Genomic DNA, 22,443 nt, shown 5'->3' on the forward strand with positions numbered 1-22,443 from the left:
CCCCCGCCCACGCGGCCCGCGCCAAGCGCCCCGTCGCGCTGCTCGCCGCCGTCGCCCTCGCGGCGGCCGTGGTCGGCGGCGGGACGGCGGCCGCCGTCCAGCAGTTCCTCGGCCACGGCGGCTCCGCCGGCGGCGGCTTCAACGGCACCAACGTCTCCCAGTCCAGCAACGGCACCGTCTCGGGCGTCGCCGAGCAGGTCAGCCCCTCCGTGGTGCGGATCGACACCCGCACCGGCTCCGGTCAGGGCACCGGCTCCGGCATCGTGGTCACCGCCGGCGGCGAGATCGTCACCAACAACCACGTCGTCAGCGGCGCCTCCGAGATCCAGGTGACGATGAGCGACGGCAAGAAGTACGCCGCCCAGACCGTCGGCACCGACCCCGGCAAGGACCTGGCGCTGATCAGGCTCCAGGGCGCGAGCGGTCTCAAGCCCGCCAAGCTCGGCAACTCCGACCAGCTGCGCGTCGGCGACCAGGTCGTCGCCATCGGCTCCCCCGACCGTCTCACCGGCACCGTCACCAGCGGCATCGTCTCGGCCCTGGACCGGGACGTGAACGTACCGAAGTCGGAGCAACAGCAGTCCCCGCAGCGCGGCCAGGGCGGCGGCTGGCCGTTCTCCTACGACGGGCAGCAGTTCAACGGGAACACCGGCTCGAACACCACCTCGTACAAGGCCATCCAGACGGACGCCTCCCTCAACCCGGGCAACTCCGGCGGCGCCCTCGTCAACCTGAACGGCGAGATCGTGGGCATGCCCTCCGCGATCTACTCCCCCTCCAGCGACAGCTCCTCCGCGGGCAGCGTCGGCCTCGGCTTCGCCATCCCGGTCAACACGATCAAGGCCGACCTCGACGGCCTCCGCAAGGGCGGCACGGGCGGCACGGGCGGATCCGAGTCCGGTACCGGCTCCGACGGCTCGGACGGCGGCCGTTCCGGCACCTCCTGGTTCTGACCCCGCCACCGGCCCCRCGCCCGGTACGGCACCCGCCCCCGGGCGCAGCCGCACCGGGCCGCGGCGCTCCCGTGCGACGCTGGGGGCAGACCTCCGCGGGACGGATCCCGCACCTCCGCCACCCACGCCCACGGGCGGGATGGGGGCCGCGGCCGCGGCCCCGCGGACACCACCACGACCACCACCCAGGGGGACCCGCCGATGAACGCCGCCGAAGGCGAACCGCAGCGCATCCTCGTCGTCGACGACGAGCCGGCCGTCCGTGAGGCCCTGCGCCGCAGCCTCGCCTTCGAGGGCTACGGGACCCGGACGGCGGTCGACGGGCTCGACGCCCTCGACCAGGCGGCCACGTACGCACCGGACCTGATCGTCCTGGACATCCAGATGCCCCGGATGGACGGCCTGACCGCGGCCCGCCGGCTGCGCGCGTCCGGCAGCGTCACCCCGATCCTGATGCTGACCGCCCGCGACACCGTCGGCGACCGCGTCACCGGCCTCGACGCGGGCGCCGACGACTACCTCGTCAAGCCCTTCGAGCTGGACGAGCTCTTCGCCCGCGTCCGCGCCCTGCTGCGCCGCAGCTCCTACGCCGCCCCCTCCACCGCCCCGGAGAACTCCGCCGACGTCCTGTCCTTCGGCGACCTGCGCATGGACCTCACCACCCGCGAGGTCACCCGGGGCCACCGCGCCGTGGAACTGACCCGGACCGAGTTCACCCTGCTGGAGATGTTCCTCGCGCACCCGCGCCAGGTCCTGACCCGCGAGCAGATCCTGAAGACCGTGTGGGGCTTCGACTTCGAGCCCAGCTCCAACTCCCTGGACGTGTACGTGATGTACCTGCGCCGCAAGACCGAGGCCGGTGGCGAGCCCCGCCTCGTCCACACCGTGCGCGGCGTCGGGTACGTCCTGCGCGCCGGCGAGGGCGGCCCCGAGTGAGCCCGGCCGCCAGATTCCGCGCGCTGCCGCTGCGCTCGCGGCTCGCGCTGCTGGTGGCGGTCGCCGTGGCGGTGGCGGTGGCGGCCGTCGCCGCCGTCGCCTGGGTGATGGTGCGCACCCAGCTGCGCGACCAGCTCGACCGCTCCCTGATGTCGACGAACGTCAGCGCGCAGGTGGCGCGGACCCTGCGGGAGGGCTGCGTCGTCCAGCCGCCCAAGCCCACGCAGCAGATCGCCGGGAACCTGAACGCGACCGTGCAGATCGTCCTGTCCGACGGCACCCGCTGCTGGGTGGGCGGGCAGCCCGACCTGCCCGTGACCGGCACCGACCGGCAGGTCGCGGCCGACGAGCAGGCCAAGCCCGTCCTGCACGACGTGACCACCCCCGACGGCGTCGACATGCGCGTCTACACCCTCCAGGCCAACCCGGCCGGGCCCGCCTTCGGCGTCTCCATCGCCAAGCCGCTGGGCGACGTGGAGAAGCCCCTGTCCACGCTGGCCTGGGTGCTGCTGCTGGTCAGCGGCGTCGGAGTGGTCGGCGCCGGGGCCGCCGGGCTGTGGGTGGCCCGGACGGGGCTGCGGCCGGTGGACGAACTGACCGGCGCCGTCGAACACATCGCCCGGACCGAGGACCTGACCGTACGGATCCCCGACGCGGGCGACGACGAGATCGCCCGCCTGTCCCGCTCCTTCAACTCCATGACGGCGGCCCTGGCCTCCTCCCAGGAACGCCAGGCCCAGCTGATCGCCGACGCCGGCCACGAACTGCGGACCCCGCTGACCTCCCTGCGCACCAACATCGAGCTGCTCGCGCGCAGCGAGGAGACCGGCCGGGCCATCCCGCCGGACGACCGGCGCGAGCTGCTGGCCTCCGTGAAGGCGCAGATGACGGAGCTGGCCGCGCTGATCGGAGACCTCCAGGAGCTCTCCCGCCCGGACGCGGCCCCGCACGCCCCGCTCGGGGTGGTGGCCCTGCACGAGACCGCCGCCGCCGCGCTGTCCCGGGTCCGGCTGCGCGGCCCGGAGCTGGTCTTCACCGCCGCGCTGGAGCCCTGGTACGTACGGGGCGAGGCGGCGGCGCTGGAGCGGGCCGTGGTCAACGTCCTCGACAACGCCGTGAAGTTCAGCCCGCCGGGCGCGGCCGTCGAGGTCTCGCTGCGCGCGGGCGAGCTGACGGTACGGGACCACGGACCGGGCATCCCGGCCGAGGACCTCCCTTACGTCTTCGAGCGGTTCTGGCGGTCCCCGTCGGCCCGCGCGCTGCCCGGCAGCGGGCTGGGCCTGTCCATCGTGGCCCGTACGGTCCAGCGGGCGGGCGGCACCGCCGTGCTGCGCGCCGCGGCCGACGGGGGCCGGGGCACGGAGGCGGTGCTGCGCCTGCCGGGCGCCCCGACGCCGCCGCCGGCGACCGCGTCAGTTGTGCCGGATCAGTGAGTCGACCAGGCCGGAGCGGGTGTTGGGGAAGTCCAGGGGGACGATGCCGAGGCCGGTGCGGCCGGCCAGTTCGCCGCCGTCGACGAAGGACTGGACCTGCGGGTTGAGCCGGTCGGAGTTCCAGCGCGGCGGCATGTAGGCCGAGGTGCTGACGTAGTTCACGAACAGCTTGCCGGGCTGCCGGACGGCCTTGCGGAACTGGTCCTCGATCTTGCCGCGCTTGGCGAAGGGCTCGGCGTTCCAGTCGTCCTGGACGTCGAAGACGTTGCCGTCGGCGTAGCGCAGGCCGGGCAGGCCGCCGTTGTCGGCGAGGAGCACCACCTTTCCGCGGGCCTGGCCCAGCGACGCGGGCAGGGTGTCGGCGATGCGGAAGAGCGGGCGCCAGCCGCGGCGGTCGAGGTAGTCGTCGAACACGGCGCGGAAGGTGGCGTCGCTCTCCTCGGAGTACTCCTGCTTGACGCGCATCAGGACGGTCTCGGAGGGGTGCGCGGAGAGGAAGTTCCCGCAGGCCACGAGGACGTCCCCGAACATCAGGTCCTGGAAGAAGGCCGCGTGGTGGATCGCGAGGGAGCCGCCCGTCACCCGGCAGCGGACGTCCAGGAACCGGATCCCGGAGTCGAGCTGCTGGGCGATCGAGGTGTTCTGGCAGGCGACGTAGAGCCCGCCCTTGGTGGCGCCCGAGTCGTGGGTGCCGGGGATGGTCATCCGCTGGAGCGGGGTGGAGTCGGCGAGGCCGGCCATCCAGTCCTGGGCGGCGAGGGTTCTCGCGGAGGCGGGGGCCGCCGCCCCGAGTCCCGTGAGCGCCGCGGCGCCCACCGCCGTCGCTCCGGTCAGAAACGCCCGCCTGTGCAGTGCCATGCCCGCCCCTTCGCCGCTCCGTTGTCGGGACGGGATTATGGCGTGTGCGGACCGGCCTTCACTACCCGTCGGTAGGCACGGATTCTTCGAGCAGTTCCACCATCCTGCGCAGCCCGCGGACGAGTTCCCGCCCGGTGGGTGCCTGCTCCGGATCGGTCAGGACCTGCACCATCACCCCGCTGAGCAGCGCGAGGTGCACCGAACCGAGGGCCCGTACGTCCTCCTGCGCGACCGCTTCCTCGGGCACCCCGGCCAGTTGGGCGGCGACCATGCGCCGGGACCCGCGCTGCCCCTCGGCCAGCGCGGCGAGCAGCTCGGGGGAGGACTGGGCGTGTACGAAGGCCTCGATGTTGGCGAGCCAGAGCCAGCGCATGTCGAGGAAGTCGCGGCTCTTTCGGTCCCAGGTGTCGGCGTAGCGCTCCTCGGCGGTGGCGCCCTGCCCGGTGAGCCGGCCCGAGCCGGCGGCCCACTCGTCGATGGCCGCGAACAGCGCCTGGTTGAGCAGTGCCTCGCGCGATCCGAAGTGGTAGCCGATCGCGGCCATGCTCACCCGCGCCGCCGAGGCGATGTCGCGCACGGTCGTGCGCGCGTACCCCTTCTCCTCCAGGCAGCGGCGCGCTCCGGCCAGCAGGTCCTCGCGATTTCCCATGCCGGGATCGTATCCGCGCCAGGTTTTTGGGCGCTCGCCCAAGACAAGCGTATTGCGCAGTCGCCCAAATCCTGGCAGGCTCATGTCCTGCGGAACACAACGCCGTCACCGCAGGACACACAGGGGAGAGCGGAACCATGCGCCACACGCTGACGATCGACGACCGCACGCTGTCGTACCTGGACTTCGGCGGCCCGGGCCGCCCGCTGCTCGCCCTGCACGGGGGCATGTCCGAGGGCCTCGCCTTCGCCGGCCTCGCCGAGGCCCTGGGCGACGCGTGGCGGGTCATCGCCCCCGACCAGCGCGGCCACGGCGACTCCGACCGGGCCCCCGACTACAGCCGCGCCGGATACGTCGCCGACGCCGTCGCGCTCCTCGACCACCTCGGACTGGACGCCCCCGTCGCCCTCCTCGGCTACTCCCTCGGGGGGCTCAACGCCGTCCACCTGGCCGCCGCCCACCCCGACCGGATCTCGGCGCTCGTCGTCGTGGACGCCGCCGTCGAGCTCAACCCGGAGGGCGGCGAGTGGATGTCCTTCCTGCAGGCCATGCGGTACTCCGCGCCCACCCGGGAGGAACTCCTCGCCGCGGCCGGACCGGTCGGCTCCCAGTTCGTCGCCGAGGCGCTGCGCCCGCTCCCCGACGGGGGCTGGCGGCTGCCCTTCCACCCCCAGGACATGCTCGACTCCGTCGAGGCCTGCCGCGGCGACCACTGGGACGCCTGGCTCGGGAGCGCGTGCCCGGCCGTACTGGTCCACGGCGTCCGCAGCACCTCGCTCCCGCAGGCACAGGCCGACGCGATGGTCTCCCGGCGGCCCGGGACCTCATACACGCCCCTGGACGGGGACCACTTCGTGCCGTTCACGAATCCGGAAGGCTTCCAGGAGGCCGTCGCGAAGTTCCTCGCGACGCTGTAGCCACTCGGTGTGGCCGCCGCGCGTGGCCGCCGCCCCTCAGGGCGCGCTGTACGCGGGTGCTACTTGACGACCGTGATCCGGTCCGCCGCCGGCGGGGCGATCGGGGCCGCGGCCGAGGACTTGCCCAGGAGGTTGTTGAAGGCCTCCAGGTCGGGGATGCCGACCAGCTTGTTCTTGTGGTCCTTCAGGACGGTGAAGCCGTCACCGCCGCCCGCGAGGAACTCGTTCATCGCGACCCGGTAGGTCTTGGCGGGGTCGATCGCCGCGCCGTTCAGCCGCACCGAGTCCACGACGATCCGGTCCGCGCCCGACTTCGTCATGTCCAGGGTGTACGTGAAGCCCTTCGACACCTGCAGGATCTTCGGGTTCGGGCCGTTGACCGTGCCGCTGACCTGCTGCTGGAGCGCGGTGATCAGCTGCGCGCCCGTCAGGTCCACCACGTTCATCAGGTTGTTGAACGGCTGGACCGTGTAGGACTCGCCGTACGTCACCACGCCGTCGCCCTCGGCGCCCGCGGCCTTGTACGCCAGGTCGGCACGGATGCCGCCCGGGTTCATGATGGCCAGCTGCGCACCACCCCGGTCGGCCGGGGACGTGGCGTCCAGCTGCGCGTCGGCGATCAGGTCACCGAGCGGYTTCTCCGGCGCCTCGGAGCCGCGGCCCGCGATGTCGGCGGAGATGAAGCCCATCGGACGGCTCGCGACCGGGGCCGCCAGCGCGTTCCAGCGGGTGATCAGCTCGGTCATGTCCGGGGCCTTGGGCAGGTCCCGGCCGACGACCTTGTTGACCGGCTTCGGCGACTTGACCGGCGTACGGACGATGTCCTTGGTCTGCCGGTCGTAGGTCAGCGTGGTGTCCGTGAACAGCCGGCCGTACGAGGCGGCCGAGGTGACCGTGCGCGGGTTGCCCGCCGGGTCCGGGATGTTGCAGGAGTACGCCTGGTGGGTGTGGCCGGTCACCAGCGCGTCGACCTTCGGGTCGACGTTCTTGGCGATGTCGACGATGGCACCCGAGATGCCGGCGCCCGCGCCCGGGACGTCACAGTCGTAGTTGTACGCGCCGCTCGCGGGCAGACCGCCCTCGTGGATCAGCGCGACGATCGACTTCACGCCCTGCTTGTTCAGCTCGGCCGCGTACTTGTTGATCGTCTCGACCTCGTCGCCGAACTTGAGGCCCTTGACCCCGTCGGCGGTCACGACGTCCGGGGTGCCCTCCAGGGTGACGCCGATGAAGCCGATCTTCACGTCCCCCTTCTTCCAGATGAAGGTGGGCGACATCAGCGGACGCTTGGTCTTCTCGTCCGTGACGTTCGCGGCCAGGTACTGGAACTGGGCGCCCGTGTACTCCTTGCCGTACTCGAAGCAGCCGTCGACCGGGTGGCAGCCGCCGTACGCCATGCGGCGCAGCTCGGTCTTGCCCTCGTCGAACTCGTGGTTGCCCACGCTCGTCACGTCGAGCTTCATCTTGTTGAGGGCCTCGACGGTCGGCTCGTCGTGGAAGAGACCGGACAGCATCGGGCTGCCGCCGATCATGTCCCCGGCCGCGGCCGTGACGGAGTAGTCGTGGCCCTTGCGGGCATCGCGCAGCGCGGTCGCGAGGTACTCGGCCCCGCCCGCGGGTATCGCCTTGGTGGTGCCGTCTGCCTGACGTTCGGTCACGGTGCCGGAGGAGCCCTGCGGGGGCTCCAGCGTGCCGTGGAAATCGTTGAACGACAGCATCTGTACGTCGACGGTGCGGCCCGGAGCCGCACCGCCGCCACTCGCGGCACCGGCCGGCAGTGCGGCGGCGACCAGCGCCCCGGCCCCGGCCGTGAGGGCGAGGGCGGACAGGGTCAACCGGCGGGCAGTGCGGTGCCGTTGTGGCTTCGCTGACATTTATTCCCCTTTGTGGACAGCGAGACAACTTGGGAGGTCCGCCGCAGCCTATTGTCAACGCGCGTAGCACGACAGGGGGTATCGGGTTGCGAGCTGGTTACGCACAGCCGTCCGGCACTCCGGCCGCGCTCGTGTCCGCGTCCAGGAACCCACGGGCCCCGGACCTGCGGAAGGCCCCAACCCCGGGCGGCAGTCGTAGGCTCAGAGCATGACTGACGCAGCAGCGGCCCTGGAGCCGGGACGGCACATCGAGATCCTCGACGAGCTGACGGAGGAACAGGCCGCATCCGTACTGGACCTCATCCACGAAGCGGCCCGCACCGACGGCACCACCGCCGTCTCCGAACAGGGCCGCCTGCAGCTGCGCGGCGGCCCGCGCGAGGGGATCCGCCACTTCCTCCTGACCGACGCCGGCCGGCTCGCCGGATACGGGCAACTGGAGGACACCGATCCGGTGGAGGCCCCCGCCGCCGAGCTCGTCGTGCACCCCGCGCTGCGCGGGCGCGGCCACGGCCGGGCCCTGGGCTCCGCCCTGCTGCACGCCTCCGGCAAGCGCATCCGGGTGTGGGCGCACGGCGGCAAGTCCGCCGCCCGGCACCTGGCCCAGGTCCTCGGCCTGACCCTCTTCCGCGAACTGCGCCAGCTGCGCCGCCCCCTGGGCCCCGGGGCGGCGGGCCTGCCCGACGCCGCCCTCCCGCCCGGCGTGACGGTCCGCACCTTCGTCCCCGGCGAGGACGACACCGCCTGGCTCGCCGCCAACGCCGCCGCCTTCGCCCACCACCCGGAGCAGGGCGCGCTCACGCAGCGCGACCTGGACGACCGCATGGCGCAGCCGTGGTTCGACGCGAAGGGCTTCTTCCTCGCGGAGCGGGAGGGCGAGCTGATCGGCTTCCACTGGACGAAGGTCCACGCGGAGGAGCAGCTCGGCGAGGTCTACGTGGTCGGCGTCCGCCCCGGCGCACAGGGCGGCGGCCTCGGCAAGGCCCTGACCGCGATCGGCCTCCGCCACCTGGCCGCGTCGGGCCTGCCCACGGCGATGCTCTACGTCGACGCCGACAACCCGGCGGCCCTGGCGGTCTACGAAGGCCTCGGCTTCACGACGCACGAGGTGGACCTCATGTACCGCACGGAGAGCTGAGGGGGCGGGGCTGGGCGGGGCCGGGGGGCGGCGAGACTCGACCTGGCCCGCATCAGGGAGGGTTTGGGGGTTTCCCGTCAGTCTCATCGTCCTTCCGCGTCGGGACGGGCCGTCAAGGGCGCTCCCTTCGGTCGCGTCGCTTCGCGATGGCCTTCGGCCACCCTTGACAGCCCGTCCCGCCACGGAATGCCAAAGACTGCCGGGAAACCCCCAAAAGAACGGTCCACGGGGAAGCGAGGGAGGGGCGGGCACCTCAGCGACCCTCGACCCCTCCCCGCCTGGGTGGACCCGAGATACGGCCCGACATCCATCAAATTCCGGGCCGGGGACCGCCAGACCACCCCAAACGGCGACCAGACCGTCCAGCAAGCCTTCCAGGACGGCACGCGCATCGGATCGCTACGCGCTTCTCCCGGCATAGCGTCCGCCGCCCGCCTGGGGCTGGACATAAGCCGCCCAAGACGGCCGGTTGGTGTGCTTGGCGGGCGACTGACTGCCGGCAGGGGCCCTCAGACACCCCAAGAAACTCCCCAAGGCCCCCGGGGAGCCCTGAGCGGCCTGGAGAGCCTCCTTCGCGGACCAAAAGTGCCCTTCCCGGACCGCGAAGGGGCACTTCCTGGCACCAGAAGGCCCTTCCCGGGGCCCAGGGGCCCTTCCCGCACCCATGAGACGTCTTGGCGGACCCATGAGATGCCTTGGCACCCATGAGACGTCTTGTCGGACTCTGAGGACGACAAAGTCGTCCTCAGAGTCCGACAGGCAGCACCAGCACCCCTTCAGAGCCCGCCCAGCACCCCAAAAGGGGCAAACAGCCTGCGCTCGCGTGAGAGACCGAGGCTCCCGGACCGTGGGCGGCTTATGTCCGGCCCCAGACGGCCGCCGGACGCCAAGCCGAGCGAAGCGCGTAGCGATCTGACGCGCATGCCGTCATGGGGAGCGGCCGGGCGCTCTGGTCGCCGTTTCGGGCGGGTCTGGCTCGGCCCGGGCTTTGGACCGACACGCCTAGGGGCCGGATTGCGGGCCTGGCCGGAGATGGCTCGCACATCGCTGAGGTGCCCGCCCCTCCCTCGCTTCCCCGTGGACCGTTCTTTTGGGGGTTTCCCGGCAGTCTTTGGCATTCCGTGGCGGGACGGGCTGTCAAGGGTGGCCGAAGGCCAYCGCGAAGCGACGCGACGAAGGAGCGCCCTTGACGGCCCGTCCCGACGCGGAAGGACGATGAGACTGACGGGAAACCCCCAAACCCTCCCTGACGCCGACCAGCCGAAGTCCCGCCACCCCCCGACCCCGCCCAGCCCCGCCCCCCGACCCACCCCGACCCACCCCGACCCCGCCCCGCGCCCCACCCGTGCGCCAGCCGGACCCAGGAAGCCATACGCCATTAACCGGGCATTAAGACGCGCTTGCCAGTCTCCGGACATGCAGCCCCGCCTCCGCCTGACGGCGGACACTTCCGACGCGCCTGTCCTCCCCCGTGCGCGGAAGAATGGAGACATGAGCCACCAGCCGAGCGCGAGCCCCGCGGGCCCCACCGAGGTCCCCGCCCAGCAGCCGTCCCGCAACGCCGCCAGCACCGGCCCCGCTGATGCCGCGGCCCCCGCGTCGGCCCTCACCCGGCCGTCCGCCGCGCAGACACCGGCGCAGGCCAAGGCCGAGGCCCAGGCGCAGACGGCCAGGACGAGGGCGCGCCTCGGCTCCATAGCCGCGCACCGCCCCCACGCTGCGGACCTCGATCCCGACCTCGACGGCGATCTCGACTCCTACGAGGACCGGGACGACAGCGGCGAGCTGCCCGCGAACCGCTTCCTCGACCGCGAACGCAGCTGGCTCGCCTTCAACGAGCGCGTCCTCGAACTCGCCGAGGACCCGGCCACCCCGCTGCTGGAGCGCGCGAACTTCCTGGCGATCTTCGCGAGCAACCTCGACGAGTTCTTCATGGTCCGCGTCGCCGGCCTCAAGCGCCGCATCGCGACCGGCGTCGCCACCCGTTCGGCCTCGGGCCTCCAGCCCCGTGAGGTGCTGGACCTGATCTGGACCCGCTCGCGCGAGCTCATGGCCCGGCACGCCGCCTGCTACCAGCAGGACATCGCCCCGCAGCTCGCCGAGGAGGGCATCCACCTCATCCGGTGGCCCGACCTCACCGAGAAGGAGCAGGCCCGCCTCTTCACCCTGTTCCGCAACCAGATCTTCCCGGTGCTCACCCCGCTGGCCGTGGACCCCGCGCACCCGTTCCCGTACATCTCCGGCCTGTCCCTGAACCTGGCCGTCGTCGTGCGCAACCCCGTCAGCGGCCACCGCCACTTCGCCCGCGTCAAGGTCCCGCCGCTCCTGTCCCGCTTCCTGGAGGCCTCCCCGCAGCGCTACGTCCCGCTGGAGGACGTCATCGCCGCGCACCTGGAGGAGCTGTTCCCCGGCATGGAGGTGCTCGCGCACCACATGTTCCGCGTGACCCGCAACGAGGACCTCGAAGTGGAGGAGGACGACGCCGAGAACCTCCTCCAGGCCCTGGAGAAGGAGCTCATGCGGCGCCGCTTCGGCCCGCCGGTGCGCCTGGAGGTCGAGGAGTCCATCGACCCCGGCGTCCTGGACCTCCTCGTCCAGGAACTGAAGATCTCCGCCGCCGAGGTGTACCCGCTGCCCGGCCCGCTCGACCTGACGGCCCTCTTCGGGATCTCCTCCCTCGACCGGCCCGAGCTGAAGTACCCGAAGTTCGTCGCCGGCACCCACCGTGACCTCGCCGAGGTCGAGTCCGCGTCCGCGCCCGACATCTTCGCCGCGCTGCGCGAGCGCGACGTGCTGCTCCACCACCCCTACGACTCCTTCTCCACCTCCGTGCAGGCCTTCCTGGAACAGGCCGCCGCCGACCCGGACGTCCTCGCGATCAAGCAGACGCTGTACCGCACCTCGGGTGACTCCCCGATCGTCGACGCCCTGATAGACGCCGCCGAATCCGGCAAGCAGGTCCTCGTACTCGTCGAGATCAAGGCCCGCTTCGACGAGCAGGCCAACATCAAGTGGGCGCGCAAGCTGGAGGAGTCCGGCTGCCACGTGGTCTACGGCCTGGTGGGCCTCAAGACCCACTGCAAGCTCTCGCTCGTCGTCCGCCAGGAGGGCGACACCCTGCGCCGCTACAGCCACGTCGGCACCGGCAACTACCACCCCAAGACCGCCCGTCTGTACGAGGACCTCGGCCTGCTCACCGCCGACCCGCAGGTCGGCGCGGACCTCTCCGACCTGTTCAACCGGCTGTCCGGCTACTCCCGGCGCGAGACCTACCGCCGGCTGCTGACCGCCCCCAAGTCCCTGCGCGACGGACTCGTCTCGCGCATCGAGAAGGAGGCCGACCACCACCGGGCCGGCCGCCCGGCGTCCGTCCGCCTCAAGATGAACTCGATCGTCGACGAGGCCCTCATCGACTCCCTGTACCGGGCCTCCCGGGCGGGCGTCCCGGTCGACATCTGGGTCCGCGGCATCTGTGCCGTACGGCCCGGGGTGCCGGGGCTGTCGGAGAACATACGGGTCCGCTCGATACTCGGCCGCTTCCTGGAGCACTCCCGGGTCTTCGCCTTCGGCAACGGCGGCGAGCCCGAGGTGTGGATCGGCAGCGCCGACATGATGCACCGCAACCTCGACCGCCGCATCGAGGCACTGGTCAGGGTCACCGACCCCGCCCACCGCGCGGCCCTGGACCGGATGCTGGAGACGGGCATGTCCGACGCCACCTCCTCCTGGCACCTGGGACCGGACGGCGAATGGACCCGGCACAGCACCGACGCCGAGGGCCAGCCGCTGCGGCACGTTCAGGAGATGCTCATAGACGCCCGGAGGCGCCGGCGTGGCTCAGCCAAACCATGACCCGACCGCAGGTGACGTGCTCGGCGCGTACCTGCGCTCCCAGGCCACCGCGTTCCTGCGGGGGTTGCGCGTGCACGAGGAAAGCGGGTCCGACGCGGCGGAAAGCAGCGAGGCGGCGCGCGGCCTGCGGGGGGCCGCGCGCCGCATCGCGGGCTCGCTGGGCACGTTCCGGGTGGTGACCGAGTCGGCGTGGGCGGACTCCCTGCGCACCGAGCTCGTCTGGCTCTCCTCCACCCTGGCCGACGAGCACGCGTACGCCGCCCGGCTGTCCCGCCTCATGGAGGCCCTGCAACGGCTCTCCGCGTCGCCCGAGGTCCCGGGGCCCCGGGGCAGCGGGGCCTCCGCGGGGGCCCTCACCGTGGGCTCAGCGCGCGCGGGCGCCCTGCTGGAGCGCCAGCTCACGCTGGCGCGCACCCGCGCCCATTCCGCGACCCTCCACGCGCTCGGCTCGTCCCGCTTCCACGCGGTCGCCGACGCCGTCGCCGTGCTGGCCTCGGAGGTGCCGCTCGACGCGGTCGCGGCGCGGGGCCGGGTGGAGGAGGTCCTGGTGCCGCTCGCGGCGGTCACCGAGGACCGGCTGGCCACGGCCGTCGCCGCCCTGCCCGACACCGGCGAGAGCACCCCGTACTCGGCGCACGCGGACGGCTCCTGGCACGAGGTGCGCCGCCTGTTGCGGGTCCACCGGTACGCGCGGGAGGCGCTGGGCGGGGACGTGACCCGGCTCGCCGCGGCGGGCCGGGCGCTGGACGTGCACCGCGACGCCTCCGAGGCCGCCACCGCCTCGGCGACGGCCGCCCGCACCCCCCGGATCGCCCCGGCCACGGCCTACGCCCTGGGCGTCCTGCACGCCGACCAGCGCCACGCGGCCCTGGCGGCCCGCCTCTCGTTCCACCACATCTGGCACCCGGTCCCCACGGCCTCCTGACGCCCCCGGCCCCCGTCCCGCCCGCCCGGATCCGGGGGGCGGGGCGGGGCCGGGGGCCGGCACGCGCCGGGCCGGGCGGAGCGGGCGCAACGGTGGAAGGGTGGAGGGAGGACCCTTGTGCGCAGGGGCCCCTCCGCACTGCGGACGTCACCGCACCACGGGCGTCTCGGCACCACGGGCGTCTTCGCACCAACGGGCGTCACCGCACCACGGGCGCCTTGGCACCACAGGCGTGACCGAACGGCAGACCGCCCCGCACGGCGGACCTACCGCACCGGTCCCCGCCCCCAGCGACGGCAACGGCGAAATCCGGCCACCCCCACCGGCGGCCCGACAAGGTCACGGCGGGATAACGGGCGGATAACGCCCGATTGCGCCCAGGTACAAACCACCCCAACCGCACCGGGCCGTCCGCCATGGTTCACCCTCCGTTCACCAACCCCCGTCGACCGCTTCACCTGTTCTGCCTAATTTCGGTACCGCACGGTGCGAGCCGCTGGGAAAAACAGGGCACCCGCACTACACGACCCCGTAGTCCTCTTCGCACGCCGCCCCGATACAGAAAGCGGCCGGCGGCTTCTGGAAGGAACTCCCGAAAAGTGAAGCTTCAGCGCAAGAACATGCTTCGTGCCTCCGCCCTCGGGGCGCTTGTCGTGTCCGGCGCCCTGGTCCTCACGGCGTGCGGCTCGGACAACAACACGAAGACCGACGCCGGTGGCAACACCACGAAGGCCTCCGCCCCGGCCCCGGGCGACGTCAAGTGCGACGGCGCCAAGGGCAAGCTCCTCGCCTCCGGCTCCTCCGCCCAGAAGAACGCGGTCGACCTGTGGGTGAAGAACTACATGGCCGCCTGCCCCGGCGTCGAGGTGAACTACAAGTCCTCCTCCTCCGGTGAGGGCATCGTCGCCTTCAACCAGGGCACGGTCGGATTCGCGGGCTCGGACTCCGCGCTGAAGCCCGAGGCCGTCGAGGAGTCGAAGAAGGTCTGCACCGGCGGTCAGGGCATCGACCTGCCGATGGTCGGCGGCCCGATCGCGCTCGGCTTCAACGTCGCCGGCGTGGACAAGCTGAACCTGGACGCCGCCACGATCGCCAACATCTTCAACGACAAGATCAAGAAGTGGGACGACGAGGCGATCAAGAAGCTGAACCCCGGCGTCACGCTTCCCTCCACCGCGATCCAGGCGTTCCACCGCTCCGAGGACTCCGGCACCACCGAGAACCTGGGCAAGTACCTCAAGGCCGCCGCTCCCGACGCCTGGACGTACGAGGCCGCCAAGAAGTGGCCGGCCCCCGGTGGCCAGGCCGCCTCCGGCTCCGCCGGTGTCGCCTCCCAGGTCAAGGCCGTTGACGGCGCGATCGGCTACTTCGAGCTCTCCTACGCCAGCTCGCAGAACATCAAGACCGTCGACATCAACACCGGCGCGGCCGCCCCGGTGAAGGCCTCCTCCGAGAGCGCCTCCAAGGCCATCGCCGCCGCCAAGATCGCCGGCACCGGCTCCGACCTGGCGCTGAAGCTCGACTACACCACCAAGGCCGAGGGTGCGTACCCGATCGTCCTGGTGACGTACGAGGTCGTCTGCGACAAGGGCAACAAGGCCGAGACCCTGCCGACCGTGAAGTCCTTCCTGAACTACACCGCCTCGGACGCGGGCCAGAAGGTCCTCTCCGACAACGGCTACGCGCCCATCCCGGCCGAGATCATCACCAAGGTCCGCGAAGCCATCAACTCGCTGTCCTGAACCACTGAGCCTCCGGGCCCGGGCCGATCCCGTCCGATCGGCCCGGCCCGGAGGACCCTCCCCTCCACCCAGGGGATCCGGTGCACCGCCGCCAGGGGGCATTGCCCCCCACCCAGACCGGAAAGACCATGGCTTCCACCACACCCACGCAGATAGACCAGGCTCCGCCGGTCACCAAGAGCGGAAGGTCCACCGGCCGCGCCGGTGACAAGATCTTCGCGGGGCTCTCCAAGGGCTCCGGCATCCTGCTCCTGGTGATCATGGCGTCGATCGCCGGTTTCCTCACCTACCGCGCTTCGATCGCCCTGTCGAAGAACGAGGGGAACTTCCTCACCACCTTCGACTGGAACGCGTCGTCGAACCCTCCCGTCTTCGGCATCGCCGTCCTGCTCTTCGGCACCGTCGTCAGCTCGATCATCGCGATGGCCATCGCGGTTCCGATCGCGGTCGGCATCGCCCTCTTCATCTCGCACTACGCGCCGCGCAGGCTGGCCGCCCCCATCGCGTACGTGGTCGACCTGCTGGCCGCCGTGCCGTCGATCATCTACGGCATCTGGGGCGCCCTCTTCCTGGTGCCGCAGCTGAACGGGCTGAACCTCTGGCTCGACGAGTACCTCGGCTGGACCTACGTCTTCGACAAGACCCAGGTCGGCGTCGCCCGCTCGCTCTTCACCGTCGGCATCCTGCTCGCGATCATGATCCTGCCGATCGTGACCAGCGTCAGCCGCGAGGTCTTCCTCCAGGTCCCGCGCATGAACGAGGAGGCCGCCCTGGCCCTCGGCGCGACCCGCTGGGAGGTCATCCGCATGTCGGTGCTGCCCTTCGGCCGCTCCGGCGTCATCTCCGCCTCGATGCTCGGCCTCGGCCGCGCCCTCGGCGAGACCATGGCCGTCGCCACGGTCCTCTCCCCGAGCTTCCTGATCTCCGGCCACATCCTCGACCCGGGCGGCGGCACGTTCGCGCAGAACATCGCCGCGAAGTTCGACGAGGCCAACGAGTTCGGCCGCGACGCCCTGATCGCCTCCGGCCTGGTGCTCTTCCTGCTCACCCTGCTGGTCAACGGCGCAGCCCGGCTGATCATCGCCCGACGCAAGGACTTCTCGGGGGCGAACGCCTGATGAGCCACGCACTCCAGGACCAGCGGCCGGCACCGGCCCACAAGTCCGCCGCCCCCGCCCGCCTGACCCGCGGCGGCCTGCCCCGCTGGGCCCCGGCCGGCATCGCTGCCCTCTCGATCGCCCTCGGCTGCGGCATCGGCGCCGTCGCCGGCCTCGACAGCAAGATCCAGTGGGGCCTGATCGCCTCGATCCTGTTCGTCGTGATCACGTACACCGCCAGCGCGGTGGTCGAGAACCGCCGTCAGGCCAAGGACCGGATCGCGACCTCCCTCGTGTGGGTCTCGTTCGTCCTCGCGGTCATCCCGCTGCTCTCGCTGATCTGGATCACCGTCAGCCGGGGCCTGAAGGCGTTCAGCGCCGACTTCCTCACCCACTCGATGAACGGCGTCACCAGCTTCGAGCCGGGCGGCGGCGTCTACCACGCGCTGCTCGGCACCATCGAGCAGGTCGCCCTGGCCGCCCTGATCGCCGCGCCGATCGGCCTGCTGACCGCCGTCTACCTGGTCGAGTACGGCAAGGGCAGCCTCGCCAAGGCCGTGACCTTCTTCGTCGACGTCATGACCGGCATCCCCTCCATCGTCGCGGGCCTGTTCATCCTGACGACCTGGAACCTGGCGCTCGGCTTCGGCCCCTCCGGCTTCGCCGGCGCGATGGCCCTGTCGATCCTGATGATGCCCGTCGTGGTCCGCTCGACCGAGGAGATGCTCAAGCTCGTCCCGAACGAGCTGCGCGAGGCCGCCCTCGCCCTCGGCGTACCGAAGTGGCGCGTGATCCTGAAGGTCGTGCTCCCCACCGCCATCGGCGGCATCGCCACGGGCCTCATGCTGGCCGTCGCCCGCATCGCCGGCGAGACCGCCCCGATCATGCTCCTGGTCTTCGGCACCCAGCTGATCAACGGCAACCCCTTCGAAGGTGCTCAGTCCTCGCTCCCGCTGTACATCTGGGAGCAGTACAAGGTCGGCAGTGACGCCTCCTACGACCGGGCATGGGCCGCAGCGCTCGTCCTGATCGCCTTCGTCATGATCCTCAATCTGGTGGCCCGCGGCATCGCCCGCTGGAAGGCCCCGAAGACCGGTCGCTGACGCGACCCCCTGAAAGCGAAGTGACCCCTCATGGCGAAGCGAATCGACGTCAGCGGACTGTCCGCCTTCTACGGCACCCACAAGGCCATCGATGACATCTCGATGACCGTGGAGCCGCGCTCCGTGACCGCCTTCATCGGCCCCTCCGGCTGCGGCAAGTCCACCTTCCTGCGCACCCTGAACCGCATGCACGAGGTCACCCCCGGCGGCCGCGTCGAGGGCAAGGTGCTGCTGGACGACGAGAACCTCTACGGCACCGGCGTGGACCCCGTCGCGGTCCGCCGCACGGTCGGCATGGTCTTCCAGCGCCCGAACCCGTTCCCCACCATGTCGATCTTCGACAACGTGGCGGCGGGCCTGCGCCTGAACGGCCGCTACAAGAAGTCCGAGCTGACCGACATCGTGGAGAAGTCCCTCCAGGGCGCCAACCTCTGGAACGAGGTCAAGGACCGCCTGAACAAGCCGGGCTCCGGCCTCTCCGGCGGCCAGCAGCAGCGCCTGTGCATCGCCCGCGCCATCGCGGTCGAGCCCCAGGTCCTGCTGATGGACGAGCCCTGCTCGGCCCTGGACCCGATCTCCACCCTCGCCATCGAGGACCTGATCGGCGAGCTGAAGGAGCGCTTCACGATCGTCATCGTGACGCACAACATGCAGCAGGCCGCCCGCGTCTCGGACCGCACCGCCTTCTTCAACCTGGCCGCCGTCGGCCAGCCGGGCAAGCTGATCGAGATCGACGACACGGACCGGATCTTCTCCAACCCGTCCGTCCAGGCGACCGAGGACTACATCTCCGGCCGCTTCGGCTAGACCGGACCAGACCTCATGCGGCTCCGCCGCATGACCCGCACGTCCTGCGGTGCTGCATGGCGGTGCCACCGCAAGGCGAAAGAAAAGGGCCGGCTCCCCCTGGGTGGGGGGAGCCGGCCCGCTTTCGTACCCGCGCGCTACACGAAGGCGAGGTCCACGATCCAGAAGCTGAGCGCCGCCACCAGGGCGGCGGCCGGCATGGTGATGAACCAGCCCAGGATGATGTTCTTGGCCACGCCCCAGCGGACCGCGTTGACGCGCTTGGTCGCGCCCACGCCCATGATCGCCGAGGTGATCACGTGGGTGGTGGAGATCGGCGCGTGGAAGAGGAAGGCCGAGCCGAACATGATCGAGGCACCGGTGGTCTCCGCCGCGAAGCCCTGCGGCGGGTCCAGCTCGATGATCTTGCGGCCGAGGGTGCGCATGATGCGCCAGCCGCCCGCGTAGGTGCCCAGCGACAGCATCACGGCACAGACGATCTTGACCCAGATCGGGATCGGCGCGCCCGCGTCCTGCACGTCGGCGATGACCAGGGCCATCACCACGATGCCCATCGTCTTCTGGGCGTCCTGGAGGCCGTGGCCCAGCGCCATGCCGGCCGCCGACACCGTCTGCGCTATGCGGAAGCCACGCTTGGCCTTGTGCGGGTTGGCCCGGCGGAACATCCACAGGATGGCGACCATGACCAGGTAACCGACGACGAGGCCGACCACCGGCGAGACGAACATCGGGATGACGACCTTGTCGATCACCCCGGACCAGATGACCTCGGTCCCGCCGGCCAGGGCCGCGCCCACCATCCCGCCGAACAGCGCGTGCGAGGAGGACGAGGGCAGGCCGAAGTACCAGGTGATCAGGTTCCAGACGATCGCGCCGACCAGCGCCGAGAAGAGGATCCACATGCCCCGGTTGCCGTGGGGCGTCTCGATCAGGCCCTCACTGACCGTCTTGGCCACGCCACTGCCCAGGAAGGCACCGGCGAGGTTCATCACCGCGGCCATCGCCAGCGCCGCGCGCGGCGTCAGGGCCCGCGTCGAGACGGAGGTGGCGATCGCGTTCGCCGAGTCGTGGAAGCCGTTCGTATAGGTGAAGCCGAGCGCGACACCGATGGTCACGATCAGAGCAAAGGTGTCCACGTGGTTCAGGACTCCTTGACCGCGATGGTCTCCACCGTGTTCGCGACGTGCTCGAACGCGTCGGCGGCCTCTTCCAGCACATCGACGATCTGCTTCAGCTTCAGCACCTCGATGGCGTCGTACTTGCCGTTGAAGAGCTGGGCGAGCAGCTTGCGGTGGATCTGGTCCGCCTGGTTCTCCAGCCGGTTGACCTCGATCCAGTACTCGGTGAGGTTGTCCATGGTCCGCAGGTGCGGCATGGCCTCCGCGGTCAGCTCGGCCGCCCGCGCCAGCACCTCGATCTGCTGCTCGACGCCCTTGGGGAGCTCCTCCACGTTGTAGAGGACGACCAGGTCGACGGCCTCCTCCATGAAGTCCATGATGTCGTCGAGGCTCGACGCGAGGTTGTAGATGTCCTCACGGTCGAACGGCGTGATGAAGGAGGAGTTCAGCTGGTGGAAGATCGCGTGCGTCGCGTCGTCCCCCGCGTGCTCCGCCGCCCGCATCCGCTCCGCGATCTCGGCCCGGGCGGAGGGATCCGCTCCGAGCAGTTCCATCAGGAGCTTGGAGCCCGTGACGATGTTGTCCGCGGATGCGGCGAACATGTCGTAGAAGCTCGTCTCCCTGGGGGTCAGACGAAATCGCACGTGAGGTCCTCGGGGTGCATTGGATTCGGTCAGGCTGATGCTAGGCGCATCCCCCGGCCACGGCTAACCGGCACGGTTCCCCAGTGTCCTCCATCGGGCACAGTGGGCGAGACGGACCCCTGTCCCTCGGACCGGGGCGAAGTACCCTATACCCATGAGGGGTATGTATCCCTCTGTATCCCTCATTCCGGACCACGGGAGGACCCATGACGACCATCGAGGCGGAGGGCTCCGGAGCCGAGACGGGCACCGCCCCCGGCACCCTGACCCACGAGGGCGGAGCCGTCCACGGCTACCACCACCAGAAGGACGAGCACCTCAAGCGGCTGCGCCGCATCGAGGGCCAGATCCGCGGCCTCCAGCGACTCGTCGATGAGGACGTCTACTGCATCGACATACTCACGCAGGTCTCGGCGAGCACGAAGGCCCTCCAGTCCTTCGCCCTGCAACTGCTGGAGGAGCACCTGCGCCACTGCGTCGCGGACGCGGCCGTCAAGGGCGGCACCGAGATCGACGCGAAGGTGGAAGAGGCCACTAAGGCCATCGCCCGCCTCCTGCGCACCTGACCCCCGGCGGCGGCGCCGCACCCGCGGCTCCGCCGGGAACCGGAAACGGAGACGGAGGACGGGACCCGGAGACGGAGGACGGGACCCGGAAACGGAGACGGGACCGGAAACCGGGCCGGGAACCCGAGACGGGCGACGGGGACTAGAGGCAGATGCCCATCAGGACCTCGTCGATGCGGTCCTGACTGAGTCGTTCCTCCACGGCCGTCGAGGCCGCGATGATCAGCTCACCGCACAGCTCGATCTCGGCGAGTGCCACGTGGTCCTGCACCGTCGTACCGCCCGCGGGAGTCACGCGTGCCACCTCTCTCTGCCGCCCTCGCCCGTCGGCGCTCGGCCTCCCAGCGTAGGGACCGCACGTCGTGCCGCGCATGACACGGATGGACCATTTCCGGATAGCGGGGTCATGGCCCGGACGCACCGTCCGGGCCCGCCGGACCGGCTAGTCGGCGATCTTCCCGTCATAAATGTCCGCGCTTGCGGGCAATACGACGGTCACGGGAGTGCCGAACCCGTACAGCAGCGTGGTCGAGGAGACATCGATCACGCCATTCTTGACGTACGTGAAACGGTGCCTGACCTGCCGCAGGCGCCCCTCCTCGTCCAGGTAGGCATCGAAGGGCACGCTGTCCTTGCTGAACCCTTTCGCCGCCGCCTCCAACGCCCCCTTGACCCCCGGCGAGGCGCTCTGCGCGGCCCGCCCGATGTCCGTCGTACCCCGGTAGTGCCGCACCTTGGTGCCCGACACCTCGGTGACGCCCACGTACGTCACCTCCTGCGCGCCGCGCAGCAGCTCGGCGGCGGCCAGCGGATCGGTGGCCCCGCCCGTGACGAGGTTCCCGTCGGAGAGCGCGGCCGTGTCGAGCCGGACCCACTTGTCGTCGGGCACCCCGGCGCCCCGGTTCTTCATGTAGAGCGCGCCGGGGACGAGCAGCTCGGTGATGGGCCGGTGCTCGGGCTTGCCGGTCACGTCGGCGGGGAGCATCACCAGCAGTTGCCCCATCCGCTTCCTGAAGTCGACGCCGCCCTCGCCGCGGATGGTGACCCGGGTGCCGCCGGTGGCCATCTCCATGGCCGTACGGGCCTGGGCGCTGCCGGTGGCCACGAGCGCGTCGGCGGCCCCGCGGACGGCCGCGCCCGGATCCCCCGGCGGCCGGTCGTCGCCGGCCGCCGCCGCGGTTCCGGTTCCCGTACCGCTCGCGGCACCGCATCCGCCGAGGGCGGCGACGGCCAGCGCCACGCAGACCGCGAGCACCGCCCCACCCGCACGCCTGCGCCGCCGCCTGTGCTGATGCACCACCATCGCCTGCCAACCCCCAACGCGTGACCGCTGTTTGCCCGAGGCCCCACCCGCTCCGGTTAACGAGGTCCGGGGTTTCCCGTCACGGCCGGGGAGTGGCCGGGACCCGTACCGCCACCGGTCCGACCGGGTACCGTGGGGACGTGGATCCGCACACCCAGGCGACTCCGGTCCCTCCGTTTACCGCTGTGCCAGCTCCGCGTCACCCCGTGGAGTCCGCGCAGCCGACGCCCGGCCACATCACCAGCACCGCGGAACGCGGCTCCTTCTGTCTGGCCGTCTGCAGCTGCGGCTGGACCGGCCCGGCCCGCCGCTCCCGCGACCTGGCCCGCAGGGACGCCACCCGGCACAGCGCGGACTAGACCCGGGCGCGGTGCGGGCGCTGGCGTGGTACGGGCCCGGGCGCGGTGCGGGCCCGGGCGCGGTGCGGGCCCGGTCTCGGTACGGGCCCGGTCTCGGTACGGGCCCGGTCTCGGTACGGGCCCGGTCTCGGTACGGGCCCGGCGGGCGCCCCGCGTCCGGGTGTGTCGC

General features: G+C 71.4%; 20 protein-coding genes. 13 read left to right on the forward strand and 7 right to left on the reverse strand.

Annotated elements, in window-relative coordinates; genetic code table 11:
* The 3 genes from AB4039_RS25885 to AB4039_RS25895 all read left to right on the forward strand — a co-directional run.
* On the forward strand, positions 1-953 hold a 953-nt coding region (locus tag AB4039_RS25885), incomplete at its 5' end, for a S1C family serine protease (protein ID WP_442271943.1).
* Between the two features lie 201 nt (positions 954-1,154).
* The gene (locus AB4039_RS25890) at positions 1,155-1,889 is read left to right on the forward strand and encodes a response regulator transcription factor (RefSeq protein ID WP_266840627.1); all 735 of its coding nucleotides are present in this window, start codon (positions 1,155-1,157) and stop codon (positions 1,887-1,889) included.
* Entirely contained in the window at positions 1,886-3,322 is a 1,437-nt protein-coding gene (locus AB4039_RS25895) for a sensor histidine kinase (RefSeq protein ID WP_266840625.1), read from the forward strand. Before AB4039_RS25890 ends, AB4039_RS25895 begins: the two co-directional genes overlap by 4 nt.
* Here AB4039_RS25895 and AB4039_RS25900 read toward each other — a convergent pair.
* Both AB4039_RS25900 and AB4039_RS25905 read right to left on the reverse strand, forming a co-directional pair.
* Positions 3,302-4,180, reverse strand: a complete 879-nt coding sequence (locus tag AB4039_RS25900) for a phosphatidylinositol-specific phospholipase C (RefSeq protein WP_266840623.1) — start codon at positions 4,178-4,180, stop codon at positions 3,302-3,304. The genes AB4039_RS25895 and AB4039_RS25900 overlap by 21 nt on opposite strands.
* A 61-nt stretch (positions 4,181-4,241) precedes the next feature.
* A complete protein-coding gene (locus AB4039_RS25905) occupies positions 4,242-4,829 on the reverse strand; it encodes a TetR/AcrR family transcriptional regulator (protein WP_266840621.1) in 588 nt (195 codons plus the stop codon).
* Positions 4,830-4,966: 137 nt separating this feature from the next.
* On the opposite strand from AB4039_RS25905, the gene AB4039_RS25910 reads away from it, so the two are divergent.
* A complete protein-coding gene (locus AB4039_RS25910) occupies positions 4,967-5,746 on the forward strand; it encodes an alpha/beta fold hydrolase (protein WP_266840619.1) in 780 nt (259 codons plus the stop codon).
* Positions 5,747-5,805: 59 nt separating this feature from the next.
* Here AB4039_RS25910 and AB4039_RS25915 read toward each other — a convergent pair whose 3' ends face one another.
* The gene (locus AB4039_RS25915; RefSeq protein WP_266840618.1) at positions 5,806-7,620 is read right to left on the reverse strand and encodes a bifunctional metallophosphatase/5'-nucleotidase; all 1,815 of its coding nucleotides are present in this window, start codon (positions 7,618-7,620) and stop codon (positions 5,806-5,808) included.
* Positions 7,621-7,828: 208 nt separating this feature from the next.
* Here AB4039_RS25915 and mshD point away from each other — a divergent pair, with 208 nt between their 5' ends.
* From mshD to pstB, 7 genes are all read left to right on the forward strand, one after another.
* Complete coding sequence (gene mshD / locus AB4039_RS25920) at positions 7,829-8,758, forward strand: mycothiol synthase (RefSeq protein ID WP_266840617.1); 930 nt, start codon at positions 7,829-7,831, stop codon at positions 8,756-8,758.
* Between the two features lie 1,491 nt (positions 8,759-10,249).
* The gene (locus AB4039_RS25925; RefSeq protein ID WP_266840615.1) at positions 10,250-12,610 is read left to right on the forward strand and encodes an RNA degradosome polyphosphate kinase; all 2,361 of its coding nucleotides are present in this window, start codon (positions 10,250-10,252) and stop codon (positions 12,608-12,610) included.
* Positions 12,591-13,535, forward strand: coding sequence for a CHAD domain-containing protein (locus AB4039_RS25930; RefSeq protein WP_266840614.1), 945 nt, complete (start codon positions 12,591-12,593; stop codon positions 13,533-13,535). Before AB4039_RS25925 ends, AB4039_RS25930 begins: the two co-directional genes overlap by 20 nt.
* Positions 13,536-14,134: 599 nt before the next feature.
* Complete coding sequence (pstS, locus tag AB4039_RS25935; protein WP_266840612.1) at positions 14,135-15,277, forward strand: phosphate ABC transporter substrate-binding protein PstS; 1,143 nt, start codon at positions 14,135-14,137, stop codon at positions 15,275-15,277.
* Positions 15,278-15,405: 128 nt separating this feature from the next.
* Positions 15,406-16,395 carry a phosphate ABC transporter permease subunit PstC gene (gene pstC / locus AB4039_RS25940; protein ID WP_266840610.1) on the forward strand — a complete coding sequence of 330 codons (990 nt, stop codon included), beginning with the start codon at positions 15,406-15,408 and terminating at the stop codon, positions 16,393-16,395.
* Positions 16,395-17,477 carry a phosphate ABC transporter permease PstA gene (pstA, locus tag AB4039_RS25945; RefSeq protein ID WP_266840609.1) on the forward strand — a complete coding sequence of 361 codons (1,083 nt, stop codon included), beginning with the start codon at positions 16,395-16,397 and terminating at the stop codon, positions 17,475-17,477. Before pstC ends, pstA begins: the two co-directional genes overlap by 1 nt.
* A 30-nt stretch (positions 17,478-17,507) precedes the next feature.
* Positions 17,508-18,284: a phosphate ABC transporter ATP-binding protein PstB gene (gene pstB, locus AB4039_RS25950; protein ID WP_266840607.1), complete on the forward strand. Its 777-nt coding sequence runs from the start codon at positions 17,508-17,510 to the stop codon at positions 18,282-18,284.
* Positions 18,285-18,421: 137 nt separating this feature from the next.
* On the opposite strand, the gene AB4039_RS25955 is transcribed toward pstB, so the two are convergent.
* Complete coding sequence (locus AB4039_RS25955; protein WP_266840605.1) at positions 18,422-19,420, reverse strand: inorganic phosphate transporter; 999 nt, start codon at positions 19,418-19,420, stop codon at positions 18,422-18,424.
* Positions 19,421-19,425: 5 nt separating this feature from the next.
* The gene (locus AB4039_RS25960) at positions 19,426-20,046 is read right to left on the reverse strand and encodes a DUF47 domain-containing protein (RefSeq protein ID WP_030240555.1); all 621 of its coding nucleotides are present in this window, start codon (positions 20,044-20,046) and stop codon (positions 19,426-19,428) included.
* A gap of 206 nt (positions 20,047-20,252) precedes the next feature.
* On the opposite strand from AB4039_RS25960, the gene AB4039_RS25965 reads away from it, so the two are divergent.
* A complete protein-coding gene (locus tag AB4039_RS25965; protein WP_030240557.1) occupies positions 20,253-20,612 on the forward strand; it encodes a metal-sensitive transcriptional regulator in 360 nt (119 codons plus the stop codon).
* Between the two features lie 142 nt (positions 20,613-20,754).
* On the opposite strand, the gene AB4039_RS25970 is transcribed toward AB4039_RS25965, so the two are convergent.
* Positions 20,755-20,907 (reverse strand): hypothetical protein, encoded by a 153-nt coding sequence (locus AB4039_RS25970; RefSeq protein ID WP_167456795.1) that lies wholly within the window; start codon positions 20,905-20,907, stop codon positions 20,755-20,757.
* 147 nt (positions 20,908-21,054) lie between these two features.
* Positions 21,055-21,915: a hypothetical protein gene (locus AB4039_RS25975; RefSeq protein WP_266840603.1), complete on the reverse strand. Its 861-nt coding sequence runs from the start codon at positions 21,913-21,915 to the stop codon at positions 21,055-21,057.
* Positions 21,916-22,100: 185 nt separating this feature from the next.
* Here AB4039_RS25975 and AB4039_RS25980 point away from each other — a divergent pair, with 185 nt between their 5' ends.
* Complete coding sequence (locus AB4039_RS25980; protein ID WP_266841832.1) at positions 22,101-22,274, forward strand: hypothetical protein; 174 nt, start codon at positions 22,101-22,103, stop codon at positions 22,272-22,274.
* Positions 22,275-22,443: the final 169 nt, after the last annotated feature.

This window comes from Streptomyces sp. M-16 (assembly GCF_052114405.1).
GTDB lineage: Bacteria > Actinomycetota > Actinomycetes > Streptomycetales > Streptomycetaceae > Streptomyces.